This window comes from Sanguibacter gelidistatuariae, from assembly GCF_900096585.1.
Lineage (GTDB): Bacteria > Actinomycetota > Actinomycetes > Actinomycetales > Cellulomonadaceae > Sanguibacter > Sanguibacter gelidistatuariae.
Genome location: NZ_FMYH01000002.1, coordinates 123185 through 146016 on the forward strand (window position 1 = coordinate 123185; position 22832 = coordinate 146016).

Consider the following 22832-nt stretch of genomic DNA (forward strand, 5'->3'; position numbering starts at 1 on the left):
TCAGTTCTCCTTGGCGGGCGTGGTGGTGGCGGTCGCGGCCGAGAGGCCCGCGGCGGACGGCGCACCGGACGTCATGAGGTCGAGGAAGCGGTCGAAGAGGTAGGCGGCGTCGTGCGGGCCGGCTGCTGCCTCGGGGTGGTACTGGACGGAGAACGCCGGGATGTCGAGGCACTCGAGCCCCTCCACGACGTTGTCGTTGAGCCCGACGTGGGACACGATCACGCGGCCGTAGCGGCCCTCGCCATAGGGCGCCGGCGCCTCTTCCCCGATCGGGGCGTCGACGGCGAAACCGTGGTTCTGGGAGGTGATCTCCACCTTGCGGGTGGCCAGGTCCATGACGGGCTGGTTGATCCCGCGGTGGCCGTAGGCGAGCTTGTACGTGCCGAAGCCCAGGGCACGCCCGAGGATCTGGTTGCCGAAGCAGATGCCGAAGTACGGCAACCCGCGGTCGAGGACCTCGCGGAGCAGGGCGACCTCGTGGGTGGCAGCGCTGGGGTCGCCGGGGCCGTTGGAGAAGAAGACACCGTCCGGGGACAGGGCGAGGATGTCCTCGATCGTCGAGGCGGAGGGGATGACGTGGACCCGCATGCCGCGCTCGGCGAGGCGCTGCGGGGTCATCGACTTGATGCCCAGGTCGACCGCGACGACCGTCTTGAGCGGGGCCTTCCCGGCGAATGCGCCGAGGGGTTCGACGACGTAGGCGGTCTTGGTGCTGACCTCGGCGACGAGGTTCAACCCGGCCATCGACGGGGTCGCCCGGACCTCGGCCACGAAGGAGTCGATGGGTCGCGGGTATCCCCCGGCCAGGAGCGCCTCGCCGGAGAAGATCCCGGCGCGCATGACGCCGGCCTCGCGCAGGTGGCGGGTCAGGGCCCGGGTGTCGATCTCGGAGATCCCGACGATGCCCTGGCCGACGAGCTCGTCGTCGAGGGAGCCCTCGGAGCGCCAGTTGGAGGCGCGGCGGGCGGGGTCGCGCACGACGAAGCCGGCGACCCAGATCTTGACCGACTCGGGGTCGTCGTGGTTGACCCCGGTGTTGCCGATGTGCGGGGCCGTCATGACGACGATCTGGCGGTGGTAGGAGGGGTCGGTCAGGGTCTCCTGGTATCCGCTCATCCCCGTGTTGAACACGATCTCAGCGGTTGTGGTCCCGGTCGCGCCGTAGGCGCGCCCAGAGAATGTGCGGCCGTCCTCGAGGACGAGCAGCGCGGCGTCAGAGACCACCTCGCCGGGGGTCTTAGTCGCGTGCAGTTGCGGCGCGTGCAGTTGCGTAGTCACTCGGACTCCTTCGGGTTGTTCGAGTCAGGGGGAAGGGGGTTCGCGGTGGCCACGAGGGCGCTGACCGCATCAAGAAGCGTGGATCGGTCGGCCGCGTGGGCAGTGCGGATTCCGGTGTCCAGGGTCGTGAGCGTGCCGTCCGCGGCGGGCGTCGTCCATCGAAGGACGACGATGCCCTTGCCGCCGACGTACTTGCCGGCCATCCCGGAGGTCAGGCGGACCCCGACGAGCGCGGCGACCGGCACGAACAGGTCGGTTGCGCCCGCCCGGGCGATGCGGACGCCGGCGTCGTAGACCTGCACGACGGCGCGGGCGCGGAAGCCGAGATCGCCGGCTCCCACCCGGTCGAGCCAGTCTCCGGCGCCCGTGCTGGACACGTACGTGCCCTCGATCGGCGCGGTGCGCGCCGCGCCGAGCGCGCCGGCGTCGGGCAGGGTGGCCAGGGTGCCCACCCGGGGCGCGCCGCGGCGCCGCAAGCCTCGCCAGCCGCGCCACATGGCCAGCAGGATCAGCGCGCCGACGGCGAGCATGAGCGCGACGGCGAGCGGCATGGGCAGGTTCATCGGGCATCTCCGTGGCGCGCAGCGGGGTCCACGGGGACGCCGTCGAGCACGGTGGCCCGTCCGCGCAGGAAGGTCGCCACGACCTGTCCGGGCAGCTCGCGGCCGCCGAAGGGCGAGTTGCCGCTCGCCGTGGCCTGCTCGGCCGGCACGACGACGCGCACCGCGGCCGGGTCGACCAGCACGATGTTCGCGGGTTCACCGACCTCGAGCGGCCGGCCCTGCGGGCGTGGGCCGTCGGTGATCCGTCCGATCTGAGCCGGGGCGGTCGAGAGCACCCGGGCCACGTCGGCCCAGGTCATCCGGCCGGAGTCGACCATGGTCTGCTGGACGACGCTCAGCGCGGTCTCCAGACCGGTCATCCCGAAGGCGGCCGCGGACCATTCGCAGTCCTTGTCCTCGCGGGTGTGCGGGGCATGGTCGGTCGCGACGATGTCGATCGTGCCGTCGGCGAGGCCCTCGCGGACCGCCTCGACGTCGGCCGCGGTGCGCAGCGGGGGGTTGACCTTGAACAGCGGGTCGTAGCCGCGGGCCAGCTCGTCGGTGAGGATGAGGTGGTGCGGGGTGACCTCGGCGGTGACGGAGATGCCGCGGGCCTTGGCCCAGCGGATGAGGTCGACCGAGCCGGCCGTGGACAGGTGGCACACGTGCAGGCGGGAACCGACGTGCTCGGCGAGCAGCACGTCGCGGGCGATGATCGCCTCTTCCGCGACGGCCGGCCAGCCGGCGAGGCCGATCTCGGCGGAGACGACCCCCTCGTTCATCTGCGCGCCCTCGGTCAGGCGAGGCTCCTGGGCGTGCTGGGCGATGACGCCGTCGAAGGCCTTGACGTATTCGAGGGCGCGACGCATGAGGATCGGGTCCCAGACGCACTTGCCGTCGTCGGAGAACACACGGACCTGGGCGGCGGAGTCGGCCATCGCGCCGAGCTCGGCGAGGTGCGTGCCCTCCAGGCCGACGCTCACGGCGCCGACCGGGTGGACGTCGGCCCAGCCGGCCTCGGTCCCGATCCGCCAGACCTGCTCGACGACGCCCGCGGTGTCCTGGACCGGGGTCGTGTTCGCCATGGCGTGCACGGCGGTGAAGCCGCCCACGGCCGCGGCGCGGGTCCCGGAGTAGATGGTCTCGGCGTCCTCGCGGCCGGGCTCGCGCAGGTGGGTGTGCAGGTCGACGAGGCCGGGCAGGGCAATCAGCGCGGCGGCCTCGATGACGACGACGTCGCCGTCGGACCACAGCGTGCCGGCCGGGGCGAACGCCTCGATGACACCGCCGGCGAGGAGCATGTCGACGCGGTCGGCGCCAAGAGGGGCGACGTTGCGCAGGAGGTACCTGACCTGACTGGGTGCCGCGCTCATTGGTGGCCTGCCTTCTGTGATGAGACCTTCTGTGACGAGACGTTCTGTGCCGGGACTTGGTTCGACATGTCTCCTGCGAGCAGGAGGTAGAGGACGGCCATCCGAACCGCGACGCCGTTGGCGACCTGCTCGACGATGACCGCGCGGGGCGAGTCCGCCGCCTCGGCGGAGATCTCCAGGCCGCGGTTCATCGGGCCCGGGTGCATGACGATCGTGTGGTCGGGGAGGTGGGCGAGCCGGCGCCGGTCCAGGCCGTAGTTGCGGGTGTACTCGAGCGGGCTGGGGAAGAACCCGCCGCCCGCGCTCGACATCCGCTCGCGCTGCACGCGCAGCATCATGACGGCGTCGGGCTGGACATCGGTGAGCACCTCGTCGAGGTGGTAGGAGACCGCGCAGGGCCAGGCCTCGACCCCGACGGGGACGAGGGTGGGCGGGGCGACGAGGGTCACGTCCGCGCCGAGGGTGTGCAGGAGCTGAACGTTGGAACGCGCCACGCGCGAGTGCAGCACGTCGCCGACGATCGCGACCTTGAGCCCGGTCAGGTCTCCCCCGAGGCCGGCGCCGGCCAGCGGCGCAGCAGCGGGGTCGCGGGCGTCTCGGCGCTCGCCGCTGAGGTGGCGGCGGATCGTGTACGCGTCGAGCAGCGCCTGGGTGGGATGCTGGTGCATCCCGTCGCCGGCGTTGATGACCGCGGAGTCCACCCAGCCGGACGTGGCCAGGGTGTGCGGGGCGCCGGAGGACTGGTGCCGGATGACGACGGCGTCGGCCCCCATGGCTTGCAGGGTCAGCGCGGTGTCCTTGAGCGACTCGCCCTTGGACACGCTCGAGCCCTTGGCGGAGAAGTTGATGACGTCGGCCGAGAGGCGCTTGGCAGCGGTCTCGAAGGAGATGCGGGTGCGGGTGGAGTCCTCGAAGAAGAGGTTGACCACGGTGCGTCCGCGCAGCGTCGGGAGCTTCTTGATCTCCCGGGACTGGGTCGCGGCCATCTGGGCGGCGGTGTCGAGGATCGAGATCGCGTCGGCGCGGGTGAGGTCGGCGGTCGTGAGCAGGTGCTTCACGCGCGGGCCTCCCCGGTGGGGCCGGGCTGAGAGATGACCACCGCATCGTCGCCGTCGATCTCGGCGAGGCGGACCTGGACCCGCTCGCTGAGCGAGGTGGGCAGGTTCTTACCGACGTAGTCGGGCCGGATCGGCAGCTCACGGTGACCGCGGTCGACGAGCGCGGCGAGCTGCACGGCGCGCGGGCGGCCGATGTCGCTGATCGCATCGAGGGCGGCGCGGATGGTGCGGCCGGAGAAGAGCACGTCGTCGACGAGCACGACGACGCGGCCGTCGATCCCGCCGTCGGGCAGGTTGGTGCTGCCGATCACGCGCGGGGGCTGGCGGTGCAGGTCGTCGCGGTGCATGGTCACGTCGAGCGTGCCCACCAGGGCGGCGGCGTCCAGCCCGGGCTCGACCTCGGCGAGGCGCTCGGCGAGGCGGCGGGCGAGCGGCACACCGCGGGTGGGGATGCCGAGCAGGACGAGGTCGGCTCCGCCCTTGTTGCGTTCGAGGATCTCGTGCGCGATGCGGGTCAGTGCCCGGGAGATCTCGGTCGCGCCGAGGACCTCGACCGGATCAGGGACGGACGCGTTGGCGTCGGAAAACGTGGGACCGGATGAGGGCGTCACAGGGCCAGATGTCATCTGGCGACCTCCTTCTCCGCCTCTCGGGACGGCTCTTAAAGGATGTCAAGCAGGATGCCTCGATCGTACCTCCTACGCCGGGCTGCCCGGGCGCGTGTCCACGGGCCGAGCGGGTCAGCCGGCAGCGATCACCTGGTCGCGGACGACGCGGCGCAGGACCTTGCCGATCTGAGACCTCGGCAGGTCGGGCAAGATGACCAGCTGTTTGGGCAGGGCGTAGCGGGCGATGTTCTTCTCGCACCAGGCCCGGACCGCCTCGAGGTCGATCCCGGTCGCGTCGGCCGCGAGCACGAGCGCAGCGACGACCTTCTCCCCCAGCTCTCCCCCCGGGAGCCCGACGACGGCCGCGTCGGCCACGCCGGGCATCCGGCGCAGGCACTCCTCGACCTGGGAGGGGAAGACCTTGAAGCCGCCGGTGATGATCATCTCCTTGATCCGGTCGACCACCTCGACAAAGCCGTCGCCGTCCATGACGACGACGTCGCCGGTCCGGACCCAGGTCTTGCCGTCAGCGACGACGAGGGAGTCCGCGGTCTCCTGGGGGCGGCGCCAGTAGCCGTCGAAGACCTGCGGTCCGGCGATGAGCAGCTCCCCGCGCTCCCCCGGCGCGACCTCCTTGGTGGGGTCGTCCGGGTCGGTCACGCGGATGTCGGTCGACGGGAAGGGCAGCCCGAGCATGCCGGGGCGCCGCGCGTCGGACAGCGGGCTGCCCAGCGCAACGGGCGAGGTCTCGGTCATGCCGTAGCCCTCGATCGCCAGGCCGCCGGTCAATCTCTCCCACCCCTGCGCGGTCGCGGCCGACATCGGCATGGCCCCGCAGATGGCGTAGCGGAAGGAGGTGAGGTCGGCGTTCTTCTTCACCGCGCCCGCGGTGAGGCGGTCGAGCATCGGCGGGACCGCAGGCAGGAACGTGCCCGGGCGGCGGCGCTGGGCCTCGAGCACGGAGGCGACGTCGAACTTGGGGAAGAGCACAAGCGTGGCGGAGATCGCCAGGGTGTAGGACAGGCACAGGGTGAGGCCGAAGGCGTGGAAGAACGGCAGGACGCCGTAGACGACCTCGCCGGGCTCCCCCGCATCGACCTTGCGCTGGGCGCCGGTCCACTCGGCGCCCTGGACCGCGTTGGCGACGAGGTTGCGGTGGGTGAGCATCGCCCCCTTGGGGGTCCCGGTCGTGCCGCCGGTGTACTGCAGCAGCGCGAGGTCCCCGCCGCGGGGGCGGGGGAAGGAGTCTTCGAGGGGGCTCGCCCCGCGCAGCAAGGTGTGCCACATGAGCGTTCCGTCGGGGACCTTGGTGCGCATCGCCGACTTCAGCTCACGCGCCTTCTTGATCGGCAGGGAGAGCGCAAGCCGCTTGATCCCAGGCAGGTCGCGGGACATGTCGACGGCGACCACCGTGCGCACCTCGGTGCGCGCAGCGACGGCGAGCACCTTGACGGCGGTGTCCTCCCAGCAGATCGCCACGACGGCGCCCGAGTCGGCGAGCTGGTGCTCAAGCTCTGACTCGGTATAGGTGGGGTTGTGCTCGACGACGACCGCGCCGATGCGCAGGACGGCGTAGAACGCCACGACGTGCGCGGCGCAGTTCGGCAGCGCGATCGCGACCCGGTCCCCCGGCTTGACGCCCAGGCTGATCAGCGCCGACGCCGCCCGGTCGACCTCGTCGGTCAACTCGGCGTACGTCGTCGTACGACCCATGAAATCGAGGGCGACGCGTTCCGGGAACGCCGTGCCCGCGCGCTCGAGTGCCGCGCCCAGCGGCTCGTCGGGGACGTCGACGTCGGGGGCGACCTCCGGCGCATAGGAGGACAACCAAGGGCGCTGCGCATAGGTCGAGGTCACCGTCAGACTTTAACCTACGGGTCCGTAAGTTACTAGGACGTAGGTCCGACTGACAGCGCTCTCACCTCAAGTCCCCACCCGGGGTGCCGATAACCCACACATGCACGACACAGTCGCCGTCTGGACCGTCATGATGCAGTGCATCGCCGCTGGTCTGGTCGCCGGGCTGTGTGTGCTCCACACGGTGTGGCGCCGGGACGACCCGGGCAACGAACACTCGCACTGGACACTCATCTGGTCCATCGCGCTCGCCGCCGTCTTCTTCTGCGACGCCCTCGCCCTGGTATCCGTCGGAACCGTGTGGCACGACCCGCTGACCGTGCTCGCCGCCGTCGCGCTCGCGGTCGCGCTGCTGCTGGCCCTGCCTGTCGCCCACTCCTACGCCGACGGGCCGCCGTTCCGGGCATACCTCATCGTCGCGTCCGCGGGCTTCGCGCTGCACACGGTTCTCCTCGTCACGGGCTTCGTCACGGCCCGGACCGAACCCCGCATCGGCGCCCTGCACACCGCGACGAGCATCGCGGCCTTCCTCGTCCCGGCCGCGGTCGTCGGTCTCTACCTGGCGGTCAGCCTGCGGCGCACCCCGAGCCGGCGCACCCGCAGGGCCCTCGTCGGCGCGGCAGGGCTGAGCGTCACGCTGCTGGTGGTCTCCTACCTCGCGCCCAGCGCGACGACCCGCTCGGCATTGGCCAGCGCCTGGCTCGTTCCGCTCATAGTCGCCCTCGAGGTCCTCGCGCTGCGGCGGATCCGGCACGGTCAGCGCAAGGCAGAACAGCAGCGGTCCATGCGTGATGCGCAGGCCCGGTTGAGCAACCTCGCCTGGTACGTGCGCGACCCGCACGCCCTGCTGCGCCGTGCCGAGGAGGAGGCCCGCGAACTCCTTGGCGACCCGACGATCCGTGGCACGATCCGCACCCTCTCCCGCGGGCGCTTCGTCACCGACCTGTCCCCGCATCCGCACATCGCCACAGACCCCAGCGAACGCAAGCTGCTCATGGCGCTGGCCAACGTCGTCTCGTCCGCGGCCGAGCGCCATGCCCTCGCCGCCCGGCTCAGCCGGGCGGCCTTCAGTGACGCGCTCACCGGGCTGCCCAACCGCAACGCGATCGACGAGCACCTCGTCAACGCCATCGAGCGCGGGAGCATCGAACGCAGCCGCGTCGCCCTGCTCTACGCGGACCTCGACGGCTTCAAGCACGTCAACGACCAGTACGGCCACGCCTGGGGAGACCAGATCCTCGTCCTGGCCTCGGCCCACCTGCGCGAGACGGTCGGGGACGACGTCTTCGTGGCGCGGCTGGGCGGGGACGAGTTCATCATCGTCGTCGAGCGCGCGGGCGACGACGCGGCACTGCTGCGGCTCGCCTCGCGGATCCGGGACGACTTCCTGGAGACGTCCCAGGGCAGGCCGATCCCCCGGATCAGTGTGGGGATCACCGTCTCGGCGCCGGGCGACACGATCGACGCCGAGGCCCTGACCCTCTGCGCCGACATCGCCATGCTCGAGGCGAAACGGACCAAGGTCGGGGTGCTGGTCTTCGACAAGCACCTCGAGGCCCAGGTCGCCGCAGAGAACCTGCTGCATCGAGAGATCAACAAGGCCGTCGAGGAGGAGCAGTTCTGCGTGCACTTCCAGCCGATCGTGGACACCACGACCCTCCAGGTGCTCGGCCTGGAGGCGCTCGCGCGGTGGGAGTTCAACGGCAGGCTGCGCGAGCCACGGGAGTGGCTGGACTACGCCGAGACCTCCGGGCTCATCGTCGCGATCGGCAACATGACGTTCCGCAAGGCCTTCGCGGCCACCGAACGCTTCGACCTGCCGGTGGCCATCAACCTCTCGGCCCGCCAGCTGGCCGAACCCACCATCGTCGAGGACCTCGCGGCTGCGTGGGGGGATCGAGACTGGTCGATGCTCACCGTGGAGATCACCGAGGGCGCCCTGCTCCAGGACGAGCAGCAGACCGTGAGCATGCTCGCGCAGCTGCGCAGCCGTGGGGCCAGGATCGCCCTGGACGACTTCGGCACCGGGTACAACTCCCTCGCGCGGCTCGCGACGCTGCCGATCGACATCCTCAAGATCGACCAGTCCTTCGTGCGGAACATGTCCAGCCCGCCCGGCCTCGCGGTGCTGCGAGCCATCGTCGCGCTGGCGGCCGCTCACGACCTCGAGGTCGTCGCCGAGGGCATCGAGCAGGTCTTCGAGCTCGAGACGTTCGTCGAGCTCGGCGTCCGTCGCGCCCAGGGCAACATGCTCGGCCGCCCGGCCGCGGCCGTCCCGGTCCGCTGACCCGTCCCCCCGCTGAGTGCGGCCATATGGCTGCCCGCCGGGCGTTTTGTCCAGCCATTTGAGGACACCCAGCGGTTCGGCCCGGCGTCATACGCATGAAGGAGCCGCCCTTGTGGGCGACTCCTTCGTGGTGCTGGTGGCAACCTCCCTCGCCTGGGCGAGCGGGCCGCTATGAGCTACGCGAGCAGAGTCGGCTTGAGCTCGACGATGCGTCCCAGCAGGCCGTTGATGAAGGCCGGAGAGTCGTCCGTGGACAGCGACTTGGACAGCTCGACGGCTTCGTCGATCGCTACGGCATCGGGCACGTCCTCGTTGAAGAGGATCTCCCACGTGCCGATGCGCAGCAGCGCTCGGTCGACCGCAGGCATCCGGTCGAGGGCCCACTCGTGGGAGTACGTCTCGAGGAGCTCGTCGATCCAGTCAAGACGGTCGAGCACACCCTCGACGATGTCGACGGAGTACTGCGGCAGCGCAGACTCGGTTCCTGGTTCGACGAGCCGGTCGGCAAGCAGCCGGATCGGGTCCAGGTGACGTTGCTCTGCTTCGAAGAGAACGTCGAGTGCGCGCTTACGCGCCTTGGTACGGGCTCCCACGTCAGTCGTTCACTCGGCCGAGGTAGCTCGAGTCCCGGGTATCGACCTTGACCTTGGTGCCCTGCTCGAGGAAGAGCGGGACCTGGATCGAGTGGCCGGTCTCGAGCGTGGCGGGCTTGGTGCCGCCGGTCGAGCGGTCGCCCTGCAGGCCGGGCTCGGTGTACGTGATCTCCAGGATGACCGAGGCGGGGAGCTCGATGTAGAGGACCGAGCCGTCGTTCGTCGCGACGACGACGTTCTGGTTCTCGAGCAGGAAGTTCTTCGCGTCGCCCACGGCGATCTCGGGGATGTTGATCTGGTCGTAGGTGTTCGTGTCCATGAACACGTAGTCCGTGCCGTCCTTGTAGAGGTACTGCATGTCGGACTTGTCGACGGTTGCAGTCTCGATCTTCAGGCCGGCGTTGAACGTACGATCCACGATCTTGCCCGAGGTGACGTTCTTCATCTTGGTGCGGACGAACGCTCCACCCTTACCGGGCTTGACGTGCTGGAAATCGGTGACGGTCCAGAGCTGACCGTCAATCTTGAGCACGGTGCCGTTCTTGATGTCGTTAGTGGTAGCCACGTTCGGTCTTCCTGTCGAGTTTGCAAGGATCAGCGCTCGTCGATCACCCGGAAGACTGCACACCAAGGACTGGACCGCGCGAGAGCGGTGTTCAGTCTAACCCGCGGATGCCCGACGCCGGGCTCACCGGTGGATCAGCCACGCGCCGAGGACTCCGAGGCCGCCCGCCCAGACCATCGAGGCCAGCGTGCCGATGACAAACCGCTCGGAGGCGGCCGGGTTGTCGCGCAGCTCCGGGTAGCGCCCCAGGCCCTTGATCGCCACGAGGATGGCGATGCCGGTGGGATACCCCACGAGGATGAGACCCGTGATCGCCAGCCGCTCCAGGATCCCGATCCAGGTCCCGCCGCGCAACGCGGCGACGGCCTGCGGGCTGGTGGGTCCGACGTCGGGCACGGGCTCCCCCGCGCCGGCGCCATTCTCGCCGGCGCCACTCTCACTGGCACCGGGAACGCCGTCTGGCGCAGAGCTCTCTGCGGCGTCCGCCGACCCAGGAGGCACCGGACCTGTCACCTCCCGCGCGGTGTTGCGGGCCGCGAGGGCCAGGATGCCGCGGGTGACGTACCAGCCGCCGACGATGCTGACGACCATCGATCCGACGACGATTGCGAAGGTCACGCCTGGTCCCATGTGTCCGCCTCCTGGAGTAGTCGGGTTGCGAGCGGCCAGGCCGCTACCTCTTCGGCCCATAGCGTGGTGCGTACCCGCTGGCTGACGGCCTGTTCGCTGATGCCGAGGATACGGGCGATCTCGCGCTGGGTCAGGGGCGGCTCGCCGCCGCCGTCGGTTCGGACGTCCGCGGGCCGCAGGAGGTCGGTGACCTCCCACCCGTGCGGAGTCCGGCGCTCGACGATCGCCCCGAGGAGCCGGAGCAACGCTTCGACGTCGGCCGTCCGCTCGACGGCTCCCCCGCCCCCCACCACGGCCAACGGGACTGATGCAGCCTTGGTCTTGGCACGCTCGACGGCCGCTCGTGCGCGGACGAATGCGGGGCCCGAGGCTTCCCGACTGTGCTCGGGGAGCGGGTCGTTGACGGCTCCGATGCCAAGCCCGATCCACCATCCACCCACCCGGAGGATCTCGAGCACGATCATCAGGGTCGACCGCGGATCGGTGAGCACCATCTGCACCTCGTCCCCCACCGTCCGTTCGAGCGGGAGACGCACTCCCGGAAGTCGGCGCACGAGCGGCTCCAGGTGCCCAATGAGGTCGGGCACCGCATCCCCGCGGCTCGTGCTGCGCTGCTGGTCAACTGTCAAGACGAACATAGATCAAGGCTAGAGCCTTGATTCTCATAAATCAAGGCTTCAGGCTTGATTTCTTGGGATCAAGGCATGTTACTTGAGTGGTGCGGCGAGTTCTTCGCGTACGACCAGAGAGCTCAGGTCCGCTTGGCCCACTTTTTTATCTTGAGTGGTTCTTGACCGACCTCGTCGCGTTCATGCGACGAGACGACCTACCTGTCGTCGTGCAGGCAGCGATCGCCCACGCCCAGTTCGAGACCATCCACCCGTTCGTCGACGGGAACGGCCGCACTGGGCGCGCACTCGTCCACGCGATCATGCGATCCAAAGGCGTCGTGACCGACACGACCGCACCGATCTCCGCCGGCCTGCTGCGCGACACCCGAGGCCACTTCGATGCACTCACGCAGTACCACCGCGGCAACGCCAGACCCGTCATGGAGCGGTTCGCCGACGCATCGCGCTTCGCCACACGGTCAGGCGCCCACCTTGTCGACGCACTCGCCGGCGAGGTGGGCAGCGCCCGAGAACGGATGTCCGGGCTCCGCAGCGACGCAGCCGGATGGCGCGTGCTACCCCACCTGGTGGCCCACCCCGTGGTCAACGCGGGACTCATCAAAGAGGTTCTGGGCGCCAACGACACGACCGCGCAGAGGGCTCTGACCCAGCTGGCCGCCGCCGGGGTCCTCGAAGAATGCACGGGCAAGAACCGCGGACGCGTCTGGCAGCACTCCGGGATCCTTGGCGTGCTAGATGAATACGCCCAGTCCCTGCACCGGCGGTAGGCCGCGGTCGGGGCGGTCGTTCGCGCGTACTCGCCGCCGCTGCCCCGCTCAACCCGCCAGTGCCAGCAACGCCAACCGGTAGGAGTCAAAGCCGAACCCGGCGATCGTTCCCGTCGCGACCGGCCCGATGACCGACAGGTGACGAAACTCCTCGCGGGCGTAGGGGTTGGAGATGTGCACCTCGATCAACCGCAGCCCGCCCTTCGTCACCTGCGCCGCGGCGTCGCGCAGCGCGTAGGAGTAGTGCGTGAAAGCGGCGGGATTGATCACCACGTCGCTGCGGGTGTCCACGGCCTCGTGGAGCCAGTGGACCAGCTCGGCCTCGTCGTCGCTCTGGCGGACCTCGACCTCAAGGCCCAGCTCACTCCCCCACTGCGCACCGGAGGTCACCAGATCGGCGAAGGACAGCGAACCGTAGACCTCCGGCTCGCGCACGCCGAGCCGGCCGAGGTTAGGTCCGTTGAGAAGAAGAACTCGCGTCATGCCGCGAGCCTACTGGAGACTGCCTGCCCGACGACGCGCCGCCCACCATCCGCGACGGCCGGCACCTGCGCGGATGCACCTGACGCCCGACAACCCGGGTGCTACCGTCAAATCATGACTCCGCAGGAGCTGAAGGACCTCGCTCATCTGCGCCGCGCCCGGGACCTGATCGACCGCGAGTACGCCGAACCGCTCGACGTCCCGACCATGGCCCAGAAGGCGCTCATGTCGACTGCGCACTTCTCGCGCCGGTTCCGCGCGACCTATGGAGAGACGCCGTACAGCTACCTGATGACCCGCCGGATCGAGCGTGCGATGGCGTTGCTGCGGGCGGGCATGAGCGTCACCGACGCCTGCATGGCGGTCGGGTGTACGTCCGTGGGCTCTTTCAGCTCGCGCTTCACCGAGATCGTCGGACAGACCCCGTCGGCGTACCGGAGCCACGAGCACCCTGCGGTCAAGGCAATGCCCACGTGCATGGCCAAGTCGCACACGCGCCCGGTCCGGAAGGCATCGAGCAGGATCGAAGAAGCGGCCATGGAGGCCGCCACCTAGAGTCATTTTCATGACGATCTCACTGAAGTACTGCAACATCACCGTCAACGACGTCGACGAGTCGATCGCCTTCTACTCCGGCGCGCTCGGCCTCCAGGTGCTCATGGACGTGCCCTCGGGCGAGTTCCGCTGGGTCACTCTCGGCAGCGACGCGCAGCCCGGACTCGGGCTCGTCCTCTCGGTGCCGCATGCCGGCCGCTCGCAGGCCGACGGCGACGCGCTGCAGGAGCTCCTCACCAAGGGCGAGCTGCCGATGCTCGTGTTCAGCTCCGACGACGTCGACAAGACCTTCGAGACCGTACGCGCCTCGGGTGCCGAGGTCCTCCAGGATCCGGTGGACCAGCCCTGGGGCCCGCGCGACTGCGCATTCCGCGACCCCTCAGGCAACATGGTCCGGGTCGCTCAGGAACCCGCGGCCTGACTCCCTACAGCGACACGACCCGGCTGGTCGGCGCGTCCGCGCTGATCTCGGCGTAGGCCGCGACGAGCAGCGTCGGGTCGGGTCCTTCCAGGCGTGCGGGCTTCCCGACGGCCTCCAGGACCACGAAGCGCAGCAGGTCCCCACGGGACTTCTTGTCCCGGCGCATGACCGAGAGCAGCTGCTCCCAGCGGTCCCCGCGGTAGGTCACCGGCAATCCGACGGACATGAGGATGGACCGGTGACGGTCCACGACGGAATCGTCCAGGCGGCCGGCGAGGCGGGCGAGCTCAGCCGCGAAGACCATGCCGACCGACACAGCCGCGCCGTGCCGCCAGGCGTAACGCTCGACCTGCTCGATCGCGTGGGCGAGGGTGTGCCCGTAGTTGAGGATCTCGCGCAGCGAGGCCTCCTTGAGGTCCTCGCTGACGACCCGCGCCTTGACCGCGACGGACCGCTCGACGAGCTCGCGCACGACCGCCCACAGGTGGTCGTCGGCCACCGGCCAGGCCTGCAGCGCCGCGGCGTTCGCCTCGACGAGGTCGAGGATGAGCGGGTCCGCGATGAACCCTGTCTTGATGATCTCGGCTAGGCCTGCGACGAAGTCCCACCGGGGCAGCGTCTCCAGGGCGACGAGGTCGCAGAGCACCCCGCTGGGGCTGTGGAACGACCCGACGAGGTTCTTGCCCTCGGCCGTGTTGATGCCGGTCTTGCCGCCGACGGCCGCGTCGACCATGGCGAGCAGCGTCGTCGGGATGTGGAACACCTGGATGCCGCGCAGCCAGGTCGCCGCGATGAAGCCCGCGACGTCGGTCGTCGCGCCGCCGCCGATCGAGACGATCGCGTCGGAGCGGGTGAAGTCGGACTGGCCCAGCACCTGCCAGCAGAACGCGACGACGTCGATCGACTTGGCGCCCTCGGCGTCCGGGATCACCGCGAGGAGCGCCTCATAGCCCTGGGCGAGGAGGTCCTCGCGCACGGCCGCGGCGGAGGCCTCGAGGGCCTCGGTGTGCACGATGAGCACCTTCCGGACGCTCGTCCCGAGCAGCCCGGGCAGCTCACCGAGCAGCTGGCGCCCGATGACGACGTCGTAGGTGCGCTCGGCGGTCACCCGCACGCGGGCGGGGGGCTGGGTCTGGGGCTGGTCGCTCACGCGGGGTCCTCGGTGCTCGTCGGGTGGGGCACCTCGGCCGTGAGCGCACGGAGGATCTCCTGAGCGACCTGCGAGGGCGTCTTGTTGTCGGTGTGCACGTGGACGCGCGCGACCCGTTCGTAGACGGGTCGGCGGGCGACCATGAGTGCCTGCCACTTCGAGCGGGGATTGCCGAGCAGGAGCGGCCGGGCCTGGTTGAACCCGACGCGCGGGGCGACCTGGGCGAGGCTCACGTCGAGGAACACCACGACTCCCCCGGCGGCGGAGTAGGCCGCCAGCGCGGACTCTGTGACCTCGTCCAGGACGGCGCCGCCGCCGAGGGCGAGCACGCCGTCGTGCTCGGCGAGGGCGGCCGCGACCGCCTGACGCTCGAGGGCGCGGAAGTGGGGCTCGCCCTCGTCGAAGAAGATGTCGGCGATGGCCTTGCCGGCCGTCACCTCGACGTCCGCGTCGGTGTCCCGCCACGCCACGCCCAGGGCGTGGGCCAGGGCGTGGCCGGTCGTCGACTTGCCGGAGCCGGGCGGGCCGACGAGCACGACCCGCGGGCCGCGACCCGACGCTTGCGTGGACGGGTGCGGGGCGACCGCCGGCGCGGGGGGCGCCGAGCGAGGGGGCTGGGGAACGGGAGTCATGGGGTCAGTCTCCTCAGCGCTGCAGCTCGGGGATGGCCGCGAGGTAGGCCTCGGCATTGCGCCGGACCTCCCCGACGGAGTCGCCACCGAACTTCTCCAGCACGACGTCGACAAGGGTCAGGGCGACCATCGCCTCGGCGACCACGGCGGCGGGCGGGACCGCGCACACGTCGGACCGCTGGTGCTGAGCGGTGGCCGGTTCGCCCGAGGCGACGTCAACCGTCGCGAGGGCGCGCGGCACGGTCGAGATCGGCTTCATGGCGGCGCGGACGCGGAGGATCTCACCGTTGGTCATGCCACCCTCGATGCCACCGGCGCGGTTGGTTGCGCGGCGGATGACCCCGCTCGAGTCACGCGACATCTCGTCGTGGGCCTGGGACCCGCGCCGGCTCGCGGTGCGGAAGCCGTCGCCGACCTCGACGCCCTTGATCGCCTGGATGCCCATGAGCGCGGCGGCCAGCTTGGCGTCGAGGCGACGGTCGCTGTGCACGTAGCTGCCCAGCCCGGTCGGCACGTTGTAGGCGAGGACCTCGATGACCCCACCGAGGGTGTCGGCGTCCTTGTGGCACTGGTCGATCTCGGCGACCATCGCCTCGGAGGTCGCGGAGTCGAGGCAGCGCACCGGGTCGGCGTCGAGGTAGGCGACGTCGTCGGCGGTGGGGAGCGGGGCGTCGTCGGGCACGGCGATGTGGCCGATGCTCACGACGTGCGAGACCAGGCGGATGCCCAGGGCCTGCTCGAGGAACTTCGCGGCCACTGTGCCCAGCGCGACGCGGGTCGCGGTCTCGCGCGCGGAGGCGCGCTCCAGGACCGGTCGGGCGTCGTCGAAGGCGTATTTGCGCATGCCGACGAGGTCGGCGTGGCCGGGGCGCGGGCGGGTGAGCGGGGCGTTGCGGGCGCGGTCGAGGAGCTCGGGGGCGACCGGGTCGGAGGCCATGACGTCGACCCACTTGGGCCACTCGGAGTTCCCGATCTCGATGGCCAACGGGCCGCCCTGGGTCACGCCGTGGCGCAGCCCGGCGAGGATGCGGACCTCATCCTGCTCGAACTTCATCCGGGCGCCGCGCCCATACCCGAGCCGGCGGCGCGCCAGGGCGTCTTGGATGTCGGAGGTCAACACCTCCACACCTGCGGGAACACCCTCGATGATGCCCACGAGTGCGGGGCCGTGCGATTCACCTGAAGTCAGCCAACGAAGCATGCGTGCATCTTCCCACGACCCGCCGACACCGGCTGCGAGCGCCCGCAGATCGGACGCGGGCGCGTTCTGCCCGACGCCGTCCCCCGCCTCGCGCGGCCGGCTCGCGCCGTCACTACTATGGTTCCGCAGAGTCTCGCTCACCGTCGTACCCACAACCGCTCTCCCAGCGTGAACCTGGACGTCGCTCACTCCACCGTCTCGTCCCGGCGTGGGCGAACCCGCTGCGGCAGCCCTTGATCTGCCCGGGCCCGGCCGACGTCGGTGTTCAGCGGCTCGGTGGCCTCGATCACGGCGTCGGTGAGTCCGAGGACGTTCAGCACGGCGACGACGTTGTGCAGCCCGGCTGTACCCTCGCCTCGCTCGATGCTGCGGAGCGTGTTCCGGGTGACCCCTGCGCGTAACGCGAGCTCGGTGGCCGGGATGTTGTGGATCTTGCGCCAGCGCGTGAGATTGTCCCTACGCCGGGTACTTGACCGAGCGCAGGAGCTCTCCCGCCCCGCACACTCAGCCGAACCGCAGCCTGTCCACCATGACGTCTGCCTCGTCGAGCACGTCACCGGCCGCCCAGGCCATGTCGCGCTTGGACGCTGTGATGGGGCGCAGCACACCCGCGGCGGCCGACCCGGCGCGGGCACGCACCCGGTCCTGCCACACCTGCGGCAGGGCGACCCGGCGCTGCGCGGACACCACCGCCTCACGCGCCGCACGGATAGTGCGCGGTTGGAGCCAGCGATCCGGTTCTGGACAGTGCCCAATCGCGCATATACCAGCAGTTACACCTCCTACTGCAGATTTATGCAATGATCGATCCATGAAGCGGTCTCGAACCTACCTCCCAGCCACGACGCACGCGCTGCAAGCGCTCGGGGCGCAGATCGCTGCTGGCCGCCGCGAAATGGGCTGGAGCGCCGCGGAGCTCGCGGGCAGGCTGGGAGTGACCGCTCCCCTGGTGACCCGGATCGAGAAGGGCGCTCCAGGAACCGCTGTCGGCACCGTCCTGGAGGCAGCCATCCTGTGTGGCGTCCCACTGTTCGGCGCCGACCCCGACGACCTCGACGACGTGGCTGAGCGGACCCGGGACCGCCTGGCCCTGCTGCCCCAGCGCGTCCGGTCACACCGGATCGAGATCGACAATGACTTCTGAGCAGCCCGGTGGCGCGGCGCGCGCCCCGGTGTATGTGTGGACATGGCTGCCCGGCACCACAGTTCCCGTCGTCGCGGGTGCACTGCAGGGCACGGGCCGCGCTCTGAGGGGTGAGCCCGTGCTCGCCTTCCGCTACGCCGCGAGCTACCTCCGCCGCCCCGCCCGGGTGTCCCTGTTCACCCCCGAGCTTCCGTTGACCGACGCGACCCACGACCCGACGAGCACCCCCAAGCGCGCACCCCTCCCCTTGGCCGGGTGCCTGCGCGACGCGGCCCCGGACGCCTGGGGGCGTCGAGTGATCAACCTGCGCCTGTCCAGCAGCCCCGAGGCGGACCTGTCGGAGACGACCTATCTCCTCGCCTCAGGCAGCGACCGCATCGGCGCCCTGGACTTCCAGGAGTCGCCCACCTACTACGTCCCGCGGGAGGGCGAGGCGACTCTCGACCAGCTGGTCCGCGTCGTCGAGCTGGTGGAGGCGGGAGAAGAGCTGCCACCGTCGTTGGTGGCCGCCGCCGGGCACGGCACCTCGATCGGCGGCGCCCGACCCAAGGCGCTGCTGACCGACGGCGGTCGGCACCTGATCGCCAAGTTCTCCTCCACGACCGATGCGCGCCCGGTCGTCAAGGCCGAGGCGGTCGCGATGATGCTGGCCGAGCATGCCGGGCTGAGCGTCGCTCCCGTGGAGATGGTGCAGGCCGCGGGCAAGGACGTCCTCCTCGTGGAGCGATTCGACCGCGTTGTCGTCCCCCTCCCCGACGGGACGCAGGGCCATGCCCGCCGCCAGATGCTCTCGATGCTGACCGTGCTCGGCCTGACAGAGATGGGCTCGCGGCACACCAGCTACGCCGAGCTCGCACACACGATCCGTAGCGGCGTCTGGACCGAGGTGCCGGCGACCCTCCGCGAACTGTTCAGCCGGCTCGTGTTCAACATCTACACCGGCAACAACGACGACCACCTGCGCAACCTCGCGGCGTTCTGGGACGGCACCCGGCTCGAGCTCACACCCGCCTACGACCTCGCTCCTCAACCTCGTGCCACGAACACCTCAAGCCAAGCCATCGGGATCACCCGCGACGGACGCCGCTCCAGCCAGCTGAGGCTCTGCCGCGAGGTCGCCGGCGACTTCCTCCTCACCACCGGCGAGGCAGACCAGATCATCGATCACGTCGGAGCGGCGGTCCGCGACCACTGGGACGAGGCGTGCGACCGCGCACGGGTCACCGCCGCCGAGAAGAAGCAGCTGTGGGGCCGGGAGTTCTGGAACCCCTACATCTTCTACGACGAGGCCTGACCCGAGGCCGTTGGTTCTCCAGCTGCCTCCCTGCCCGACGCCGTCCCTCACTTCGTCCCGAAGCTCGCCGCCAGCCACCACCCACACGCGGTCTCACCTTTGACCCTCCCAAAGTTGATTTGCGGCACGGCCCGTTGACGCTAGGGCAACCGTGTCACCCCCCAAGGAGCTGGCCGTCGCCGAGCTCCTCAGCCGCGGCACCCACGTCGCACTCGACGTCGTGGCGAACGTCCGTGCAACGGAGGAGGCGATCACCGCCCTCGCCGATCGCACCCGCGAGGTCACCACGGCCGACATCGAACACCTGCAGCACGTCATCGAACCGCCGTTAGTCGCCGGCCTGCGCACCCGGCGCGCCCTCATCCATACGGCCCTGCGCCGCACGGATGCGCTGCGGAACACCCTCATCCCGATCAGCACCGTCTTCGCCGGCGACCCCATGGCCTACATCTCCGGGCTCAGTGCCTTCCGCGCAGACCCGCCCCGCCTGGACGACTGGATCATCGCCTTTGCGCAGGCAGCAGAGCTCGCTGCGGGAAATGCGGTGCGCCTGTCCGACGACCTGGCTGACCTCGACCGACGAGTTCGCGTCGACCTCGTCGTCCACCGCCAGGCCCGCGGAGCCTCACAGGCCAAGCTCCGCAGCGACGCAGTGGTCCTACGCATCCTCGACACACTCGCCACCAATCCGGTGCTGACCATCGAGACGGCCGCAAGGAAGCACGGGGTGTCGACCGCCGCCGCGCACCGCGCCCTCGTCGAGCTCGCCAACGCCGGCATCCTCGGCCGCACCAAGGACCACAAGGGCAAGCTCATCTGCTGGACCGCCGACCGGCATCTCGCGCTCGTGGCACTGACCGAACGCAGCAACCGGGTCGGCGCTGGCGATACAGGAGTTCGTGGCCCACGTCTGGGGCCGCCCGTTCCTGCCATCGATCAGTCTGGGCGGCTTCGCGGTCACCCGGAGGCAGACGTCACATCTGGTCCCGCGATGAATGGAGCTCCTGCCAGCCGAGGCCGTGCCACAAGGCACCCCCACCTCCGGCACCAGCTCTCCAAACGCCTCTGCCCGACGCCGTTCCGCACCTGGTCTCGCGGCTCACCGCCCGTTGCACCTCAACCTCCGGAGGCACAAGGCGCAGGCGCCACCGACTACCAGGGCGAGGAGGACGCACCTTGAGGTCCTCACTGAAATGCACTGTCGGTGGCACTGGAGGTCTGGCGCCGGGAGCTGCTCGGACGCCACCGGCGCGGCAGCAGCAGCCCGATCGTCGGCTTGCCGCACCCATCGTGCGACAGTCTTCTCGTTGTAGCCAAGCCACCGCGCGACGAGTTGAGCCGCCCCGTGCGTCACGTCCAAGTCGTCGCACAGTCCTCGAGCCATCCGGACGGCCACAGACCTCTCCTGCTCCGTATACCGCCGAGCACTCGAAGTCCTCGAGTCTCGCTCTTCACTCATGACTTCTCCTCGCTACCGAGGCCAGGGTGGTCGAAGTGCACCCCAGACCGCCACGCCTTCGCCTACGCGAAGCATCGTTTGTCCCGAATCGCACTACCGGGCGCGACTTCCGGACCACTGCGCGTCCCCGCGCACTAGAGGGGCCGCGCGAGCAGGTCATCATCGACCACCCACGAGGGACACCTCACCCGTAAATCGTCTCATCCAAAAGGATCTTCGACCATCGGAAGGTGATTAATGCGCTACAAGGCGCAACTTCGTTGATTCAGCCCCAAGATGGACTCGTAGATCCCAATGACGCCATCTACTACCAAGGAGCCAGCATGAGTCCCACCCTGACCCAGATGACAATCAGCCCAGTCGTCCGAGACACACTCGAAAGCAACCGCAACCGCGGACATGTGCACATTATGACGGGGTTTGCGCGCGGGCTCGGCCGCAGCCCGCGCGCGGCCGCCGGTGTCTTGTGGCATCTCGACACGCGACGCAACGAGCTGCTCGTCCAGTCCACGGAGCCAGCGCAGCGCCCCGACATCCTCGGCGCCGTGATCAGATCCCGCAGCATCGACTCCCCCACCCTCGGCCAGGCCGTCACGGTCAAGGTGAGCATCGCCTGCCTCAAGACACCACCCTCCGACGTCCCGGTCGAGCTGCGCGGCGAGCTCCAGAAGGGCAAGTGCTATCGATCCCGCACGGTCGTCGTGCCTGAGGCTGAGCGCGCCGCCTGGGCCCTGCGACGGCTCACCGCGATCGGCCTCGATGTCGTGGCCGAGTCGTTGATGCTCAGCCGGCTCCACCACGCCTCCCTCGGCGGGTCCCAGCGCGGGATCCCCTACGTCGACCTGTCCGTCGAGGCACGAGTGCAAGACCCAGTTGCGCTCCACGGCGCAATGGTCAATGGCGTCGGCAAAGGCCGCTCCTACGGCCTCGCGCTCCTCCGTGTGACCACCGCACCAACCACTCCCCAGATGCCCACCCCATCGACCGACCCCAAGACCGAAGGAGAAGCACGATGACGAACACCCTCAAGGACACCGTCCGCGCGCACATCAGCGACCCGTCCGTCTCCGGCCTCATCGGCGAGGTCGAGTACGAGCCGCTCGGGGGCCGATCCGCCGCGGTCGCTCCCCCGACCTACGCCGGGGACGTCGCCGACAAGAAGAAGGCCCTTACGCACGCCTACACGCAGAGTGCCTTCGTCCCGGCCCGCCGCGGAGACGGATGGTTGCTCGACATCGCCCAGTATCCAGACGGCGCCCCACGGACCGCCCCCCGCGTCGTCATCGATAGCGTCGGATCCCAGAGCGGACGAGCCGAGACCGCCCTATGGACCGAACAGTCCAGGCTCAACGTCCGCCTCCCCGGCATCGTCGTCAGCGGGACGGCGGCCGCCGAATCCAGCGACGACCCGGCCGTCCGGCGGGCGCTCGACATCAACGTCAGCAGCTGGGAGCTCGCGCACCGCCACGTCGACGCGTGGATCCGCTTCGCGACCCAAGACGGCACGACCCAGATCTGGCAGCAGACCGCGACCGACGCCGGGTCCACGGACAACCTCAAGGCCATCATCACTGCCGCGAGCCCCGAGAACGCCAACCTGCTCTTCTCCCACTTCCCCAACGCGTGCCTCTACGGCTTCTGGCTCTCCTCCGGCGTCGCCGCACGGCACCGCCTCGCCCGCGCCTATTCCTCGGAGATCACCGGCTTCGGAGCCCACGCCGTCGCAGCCGGCGCCACCAAGCTCGACGCCGCCGGGGGCGCGAGCAACGAATCGGGCGCCACCGTCAACGACGCCCTGCAACTGACCGTCGAGGCCAAACGGACCACAAAGACGAAGAGGCCGTCGGAGTTCGGCTTCGGGCAGGTCCCCAACCATCCCGAGGACCGCGCGTACGTGTGCGAGCTCATCCTGCAACAGACCTCCCTCTCACTACAGGTGCTCCGGTCACTCAAGTACGACTCCCCCGAGCAGGCCACCGCCGCGACGACAGTGCTCACCCTCCTTGCCCTCGCCGGACACTACCTCAGCAGCCAGGACGGCTTCCTACGCTCGGGCTGCTCCCTGGTCGCTGTCGACGAGCGGTGGGGCTGGCGCCGGCGCGGCTCCCGCACGCCCGGACCCCTCGTGATCTCCGGCCTCGACGAGATCGTCGACGCGCTCCGCGAGGCCCTCGCCGACGCCGAGGCGACGGGCCTGTCCTTCGCCGCGCCGGTGACGGTGGGGCTTTCCGACGCGGAGGCCGGGCTCATCACGGCCCGTGTCACCACCGAGATCACGAAGACCACGATCGACGAGGGTTGAG

At 70.0% G+C, this 22832-nt stretch carries 25 protein-coding genes; 9 read left to right on the forward strand and 16 right to left on the reverse strand.

The genetic code is table 11. The annotated features are described in order from the left end of the window. From carA to BLQ50_RS05360, 6 genes are all read right to left on the reverse strand, one after another. Positions 1 to 1266 (reverse strand): glutamine-hydrolyzing carbamoyl-phosphate synthase small subunit, encoded by a 1266-nt coding sequence (carA, locus tag BLQ50_RS05335; RefSeq protein ID WP_425424081.1) that lies wholly within the window; start codon positions 1264 to 1266, stop codon positions 1 to 3. 8 nt (positions 1267 to 1274) lie between these two features. After that, on the reverse strand, positions 1275 to 1841 hold the full coding sequence (locus BLQ50_RS05340; protein ID WP_245700917.1) for a PH-like domain-containing protein: 567 nt from the start codon (positions 1839 to 1841) through the stop codon (positions 1275 to 1277). Beyond that, a complete protein-coding gene (locus BLQ50_RS05345) occupies positions 1838 to 3193 on the reverse strand; it encodes a dihydroorotase (RefSeq protein ID WP_093181894.1) in 1356 nt (451 codons plus the stop codon). Before BLQ50_RS05345 ends, BLQ50_RS05340 begins: the two co-directional genes overlap by 4 nt. After that, positions 3190 to 4251 (reverse strand): aspartate carbamoyltransferase catalytic subunit, encoded by a 1062-nt coding sequence (locus BLQ50_RS05350; RefSeq protein WP_093181895.1) that lies wholly within the window; start codon positions 4249 to 4251, stop codon positions 3190 to 3192. The genes BLQ50_RS05345 and BLQ50_RS05350 overlap by 4 nt, the downstream gene beginning before the upstream one ends. Further along, positions 4248 to 4877 (reverse strand): bifunctional pyr operon transcriptional regulator/uracil phosphoribosyltransferase PyrR, encoded by a 630-nt coding sequence (gene pyrR / locus BLQ50_RS05355; protein WP_093181897.1) that lies wholly within the window; start codon positions 4875 to 4877, stop codon positions 4248 to 4250. Before pyrR ends, BLQ50_RS05350 begins: the two co-directional genes overlap by 4 nt. 114 nt (positions 4878 to 4991) lie before the next feature. After that, entirely contained in the window at positions 4992 to 6716 is a 1725-nt protein-coding gene (locus BLQ50_RS05360; RefSeq protein ID WP_093181899.1) for an AMP-binding protein, read from the reverse strand. A gap of 100 nt (positions 6717 to 6816) precedes the next feature. Here BLQ50_RS05360 and BLQ50_RS05365 point away from each other — a divergent pair, with 100 nt between their 5' ends. Then, positions 6817 to 9003: a putative bifunctional diguanylate cyclase/phosphodiesterase gene (locus tag BLQ50_RS05365; RefSeq protein WP_093181900.1), complete on the forward strand. Its 2187-nt coding sequence runs from the start codon at positions 6817 to 6819 to the stop codon at positions 9001 to 9003. Between the two features lie 176 nt (positions 9004 to 9179). Here BLQ50_RS05365 and nusB read toward each other — a convergent pair whose 3' ends face one another. The 4 genes from nusB to BLQ50_RS05385 form a co-directional block, all read right to left on the reverse strand. Further along, the gene (gene nusB / locus BLQ50_RS05370) at positions 9180 to 9596 is read right to left on the reverse strand and encodes a transcription antitermination factor NusB (protein WP_093181902.1); all 417 of its coding nucleotides are present in this window, start codon (positions 9594 to 9596) and stop codon (positions 9180 to 9182) included. A 1-nt stretch (position 9597) separates the two neighbouring features. Further along, on the reverse strand, positions 9598 to 10161 hold the full coding sequence (gene efp, locus BLQ50_RS05375) for an elongation factor P (RefSeq protein ID WP_093181904.1): 564 nt from the start codon (positions 10159 to 10161) through the stop codon (positions 9598 to 9600). Positions 10162 to 10284: 123 nt separating this feature from the next. After that, positions 10285 to 10779 (reverse strand): hypothetical protein, encoded by a 495-nt coding sequence (locus tag BLQ50_RS05380; protein WP_245700918.1) that lies wholly within the window; start codon positions 10777 to 10779, stop codon positions 10285 to 10287. After that, the gene (locus tag BLQ50_RS05385; protein ID WP_093181907.1) at positions 10776 to 11429 is read right to left on the reverse strand and encodes a winged helix-turn-helix domain-containing protein; all 654 of its coding nucleotides are present in this window, start codon (positions 11427 to 11429) and stop codon (positions 10776 to 10778) included. Before BLQ50_RS05385 ends, BLQ50_RS05380 begins: the two co-directional genes overlap by 4 nt. A 152-nt stretch (positions 11430 to 11581) precedes the next feature. Between BLQ50_RS05385 and BLQ50_RS05390 the strand changes: the two genes are divergently transcribed. Continuing rightward, the gene (locus BLQ50_RS05390) at positions 11582 to 12190 is read left to right on the forward strand and encodes a Fic family protein (RefSeq protein ID WP_245700919.1); all 609 of its coding nucleotides are present in this window, start codon (positions 11582 to 11584) and stop codon (positions 12188 to 12190) included. 48 nt (positions 12191 to 12238) lie between these two features. Here BLQ50_RS05390 and aroQ read toward each other — a convergent pair whose 3' ends face one another. Continuing rightward, positions 12239 to 12673: a type II 3-dehydroquinate dehydratase gene (gene aroQ / locus BLQ50_RS05395; RefSeq protein WP_093181909.1), complete on the reverse strand. Its 435-nt coding sequence runs from the start codon at positions 12671 to 12673 to the stop codon at positions 12239 to 12241. A gap of 114 nt (positions 12674 to 12787) precedes the next feature. On the opposite strand from aroQ, the gene BLQ50_RS05400 reads away from it, so the two are divergent. Continuing rightward, complete coding sequence (locus BLQ50_RS05400; RefSeq protein WP_093181910.1) at positions 12788 to 13228, forward strand: helix-turn-helix transcriptional regulator; 441 nt, start codon at positions 12788 to 12790, stop codon at positions 13226 to 13228. A gap of 10 nt (positions 13229 to 13238) precedes the next feature. Continuing rightward, positions 13239 to 13649 (forward strand): VOC family protein, encoded by a 411-nt coding sequence (locus BLQ50_RS05405; protein ID WP_093181912.1) that lies wholly within the window; start codon positions 13239 to 13241, stop codon positions 13647 to 13649. A 4-nt stretch (positions 13650 to 13653) separates the two neighbouring features. On the opposite strand, the gene aroB is transcribed toward BLQ50_RS05405, so the two are convergent. From aroB to BLQ50_RS05430, 5 genes are all read right to left on the reverse strand, one after another. Then, on the reverse strand, positions 13654 to 14799 hold the full coding sequence (gene aroB / locus BLQ50_RS05410) for a 3-dehydroquinate synthase (RefSeq protein WP_245700920.1): 1146 nt from the start codon (positions 14797 to 14799) through the stop codon (positions 13654 to 13656). Continuing rightward, positions 14796 to 15431: a shikimate kinase gene (locus tag BLQ50_RS05415; protein WP_093181914.1), complete on the reverse strand. Its 636-nt coding sequence runs from the start codon at positions 15429 to 15431 to the stop codon at positions 14796 to 14798. Before BLQ50_RS05415 ends, aroB begins: the two co-directional genes overlap by 4 nt. A gap of 13 nt (positions 15432 to 15444) precedes the next feature. Continuing rightward, positions 15445 to 16632: a chorismate synthase gene (gene aroC / locus BLQ50_RS05420; RefSeq protein ID WP_093181916.1), complete on the reverse strand. Its 1188-nt coding sequence runs from the start codon at positions 16630 to 16632 to the stop codon at positions 15445 to 15447. A 185-nt stretch (positions 16633 to 16817) separates the two neighbouring features. Next, positions 16818 to 17189, reverse strand: a complete 372-nt coding sequence (locus BLQ50_RS19190; protein WP_093181918.1) for a helix-turn-helix domain-containing protein — start codon at positions 17187 to 17189, stop codon at positions 16818 to 16820. Beyond that, a complete protein-coding gene (locus BLQ50_RS05430) occupies positions 17137 to 17319 on the reverse strand; it encodes a hypothetical protein (RefSeq protein WP_093181919.1) in 183 nt (60 codons plus the stop codon). The genes BLQ50_RS19190 and BLQ50_RS05430 overlap by 53 nt, the downstream gene beginning before the upstream one ends. Before the next feature lie 124 nt (positions 17320 to 17443). Between BLQ50_RS05430 and BLQ50_RS05435 the strand changes: the two genes are divergently transcribed. The 5 genes from BLQ50_RS05435 to cas7g all read left to right on the forward strand — a co-directional run bounded on the left by BLQ50_RS05435 (position 17444) and on the right by cas7g (position 22831). Beyond that, positions 17444 to 17776: a helix-turn-helix domain-containing protein gene (locus BLQ50_RS05435; protein ID WP_093181921.1), complete on the forward strand. Its 333-nt coding sequence runs from the start codon at positions 17444 to 17446 to the stop codon at positions 17774 to 17776. Then, positions 17766 to 19070: a type II toxin-antitoxin system HipA family toxin gene (locus BLQ50_RS05440; protein WP_093181923.1), complete on the forward strand. Its 1305-nt coding sequence runs from the start codon at positions 17766 to 17768 to the stop codon at positions 19068 to 19070. Before BLQ50_RS05435 ends, BLQ50_RS05440 begins: the two co-directional genes overlap by 11 nt. Before the next feature lie 151 nt (positions 19071 to 19221). Next, a complete protein-coding gene (locus BLQ50_RS05445; RefSeq protein ID WP_245700921.1) occupies positions 19222 to 20250 on the forward strand; it encodes a Fic family protein in 1029 nt (342 codons plus the stop codon). A 602-nt stretch (positions 20251 to 20852) separates the two neighbouring features. After that, positions 20853 to 21545 carry a type I-E CRISPR-associated protein Cas6/Cse3/CasE gene (locus BLQ50_RS05450; RefSeq protein WP_093181924.1) on the forward strand — a complete coding sequence of 231 codons (693 nt, stop codon included), beginning with the start codon at positions 20853 to 20855 and terminating at the stop codon, positions 21543 to 21545. Further along, positions 21542 to 22831 (forward strand): type I-G CRISPR-associated RAMP protein Csb1/Cas7g, encoded by a 1290-nt coding sequence (gene cas7g / locus BLQ50_RS05455; RefSeq protein ID WP_093181926.1) that lies wholly within the window; start codon positions 21542 to 21544, stop codon positions 22829 to 22831. Before BLQ50_RS05450 ends, cas7g begins: the two co-directional genes overlap by 4 nt. The last annotated feature ends 1 nt before the right edge of the window (position 22832 follow it).

Excerpts from the sequence above, each read along its gene's own strand:
- BLQ50_RS05365 (WP_093181900.1), top strand. The coding sequence starts at position 6,817 with ATGCACGACACAGTCGCCGTCTGGACCGTCATGATGCAGTGCATCGCC.
- BLQ50_RS05345 (WP_093181894.1), bottom strand. The coding sequence starts at position 3,193 with ATGAGCGCGGCACCCAGTCAGGTCAGGTACCTCCTGCGCAACGTCGCC.
- BLQ50_RS05340 (WP_245700917.1), bottom strand. The coding sequence starts at position 1,841 with ATGAACCTGCCCATGCCGCTCGCCGTCGCGCTCATGCTCGCCGTCGGC.
- cas7g (WP_093181926.1), top strand. The coding sequence starts at position 21,542 with ATGACGAACACCCTCAAGGACACCGTCCGCGCGCACATCAGCGACCCG.
- BLQ50_RS05440 (WP_093181923.1), top strand. The coding sequence starts at position 17,766 with ATGACTTCTGAGCAGCCCGGTGGCGCGGCGCGCGCCCCGGTGTATGTG.
- BLQ50_RS05385 (WP_093181907.1), bottom strand. The coding sequence starts at position 11,429 with ATGTTCGTCTTGACAGTTGACCAGCAGCGCAGCACGAGCCGCGGGGAT.
- aroQ (WP_093181909.1), bottom strand. The coding sequence starts at position 12,673 with ATGACGCGAGTTCTTCTTCTCAACGGACCTAACCTCGGCCGGCTCGGC.
- aroC (WP_093181916.1), bottom strand. The coding sequence starts at position 16,632 with ATGCTTCGTTGGCTGACTTCAGGTGAATCGCACGGCCCCGCACTCGTG.
- BLQ50_RS05405 (WP_093181912.1), top strand. The coding sequence starts at position 13,239 with ATGACGATCTCACTGAAGTACTGCAACATCACCGTCAACGACGTCGAC.
- BLQ50_RS05400 (WP_093181910.1), top strand. The coding sequence starts at position 12,788 with ATGACTCCGCAGGAGCTGAAGGACCTCGCTCATCTGCGCCGCGCCCGG.
- BLQ50_RS05415 (WP_093181914.1), bottom strand. The coding sequence starts at position 15,431 with ATGACTCCCGTTCCCCAGCCCCCTCGCTCGGCGCCCCCCGCGCCGGCG.
- BLQ50_RS05435 (WP_093181921.1), top strand. The coding sequence starts at position 17,444 with ATGAAGCGGTCTCGAACCTACCTCCCAGCCACGACGCACGCGCTGCAA.
- BLQ50_RS05450 (WP_093181924.1), top strand. The coding sequence starts at position 20,853 with ATGAGTCCCACCCTGACCCAGATGACAATCAGCCCAGTCGTCCGAGAC.
- pyrR (WP_093181897.1), bottom strand. The coding sequence starts at position 4,877 with ATGACATCTGGCCCTGTGACGCCCTCATCCGGTCCCACGTTTTCCGAC.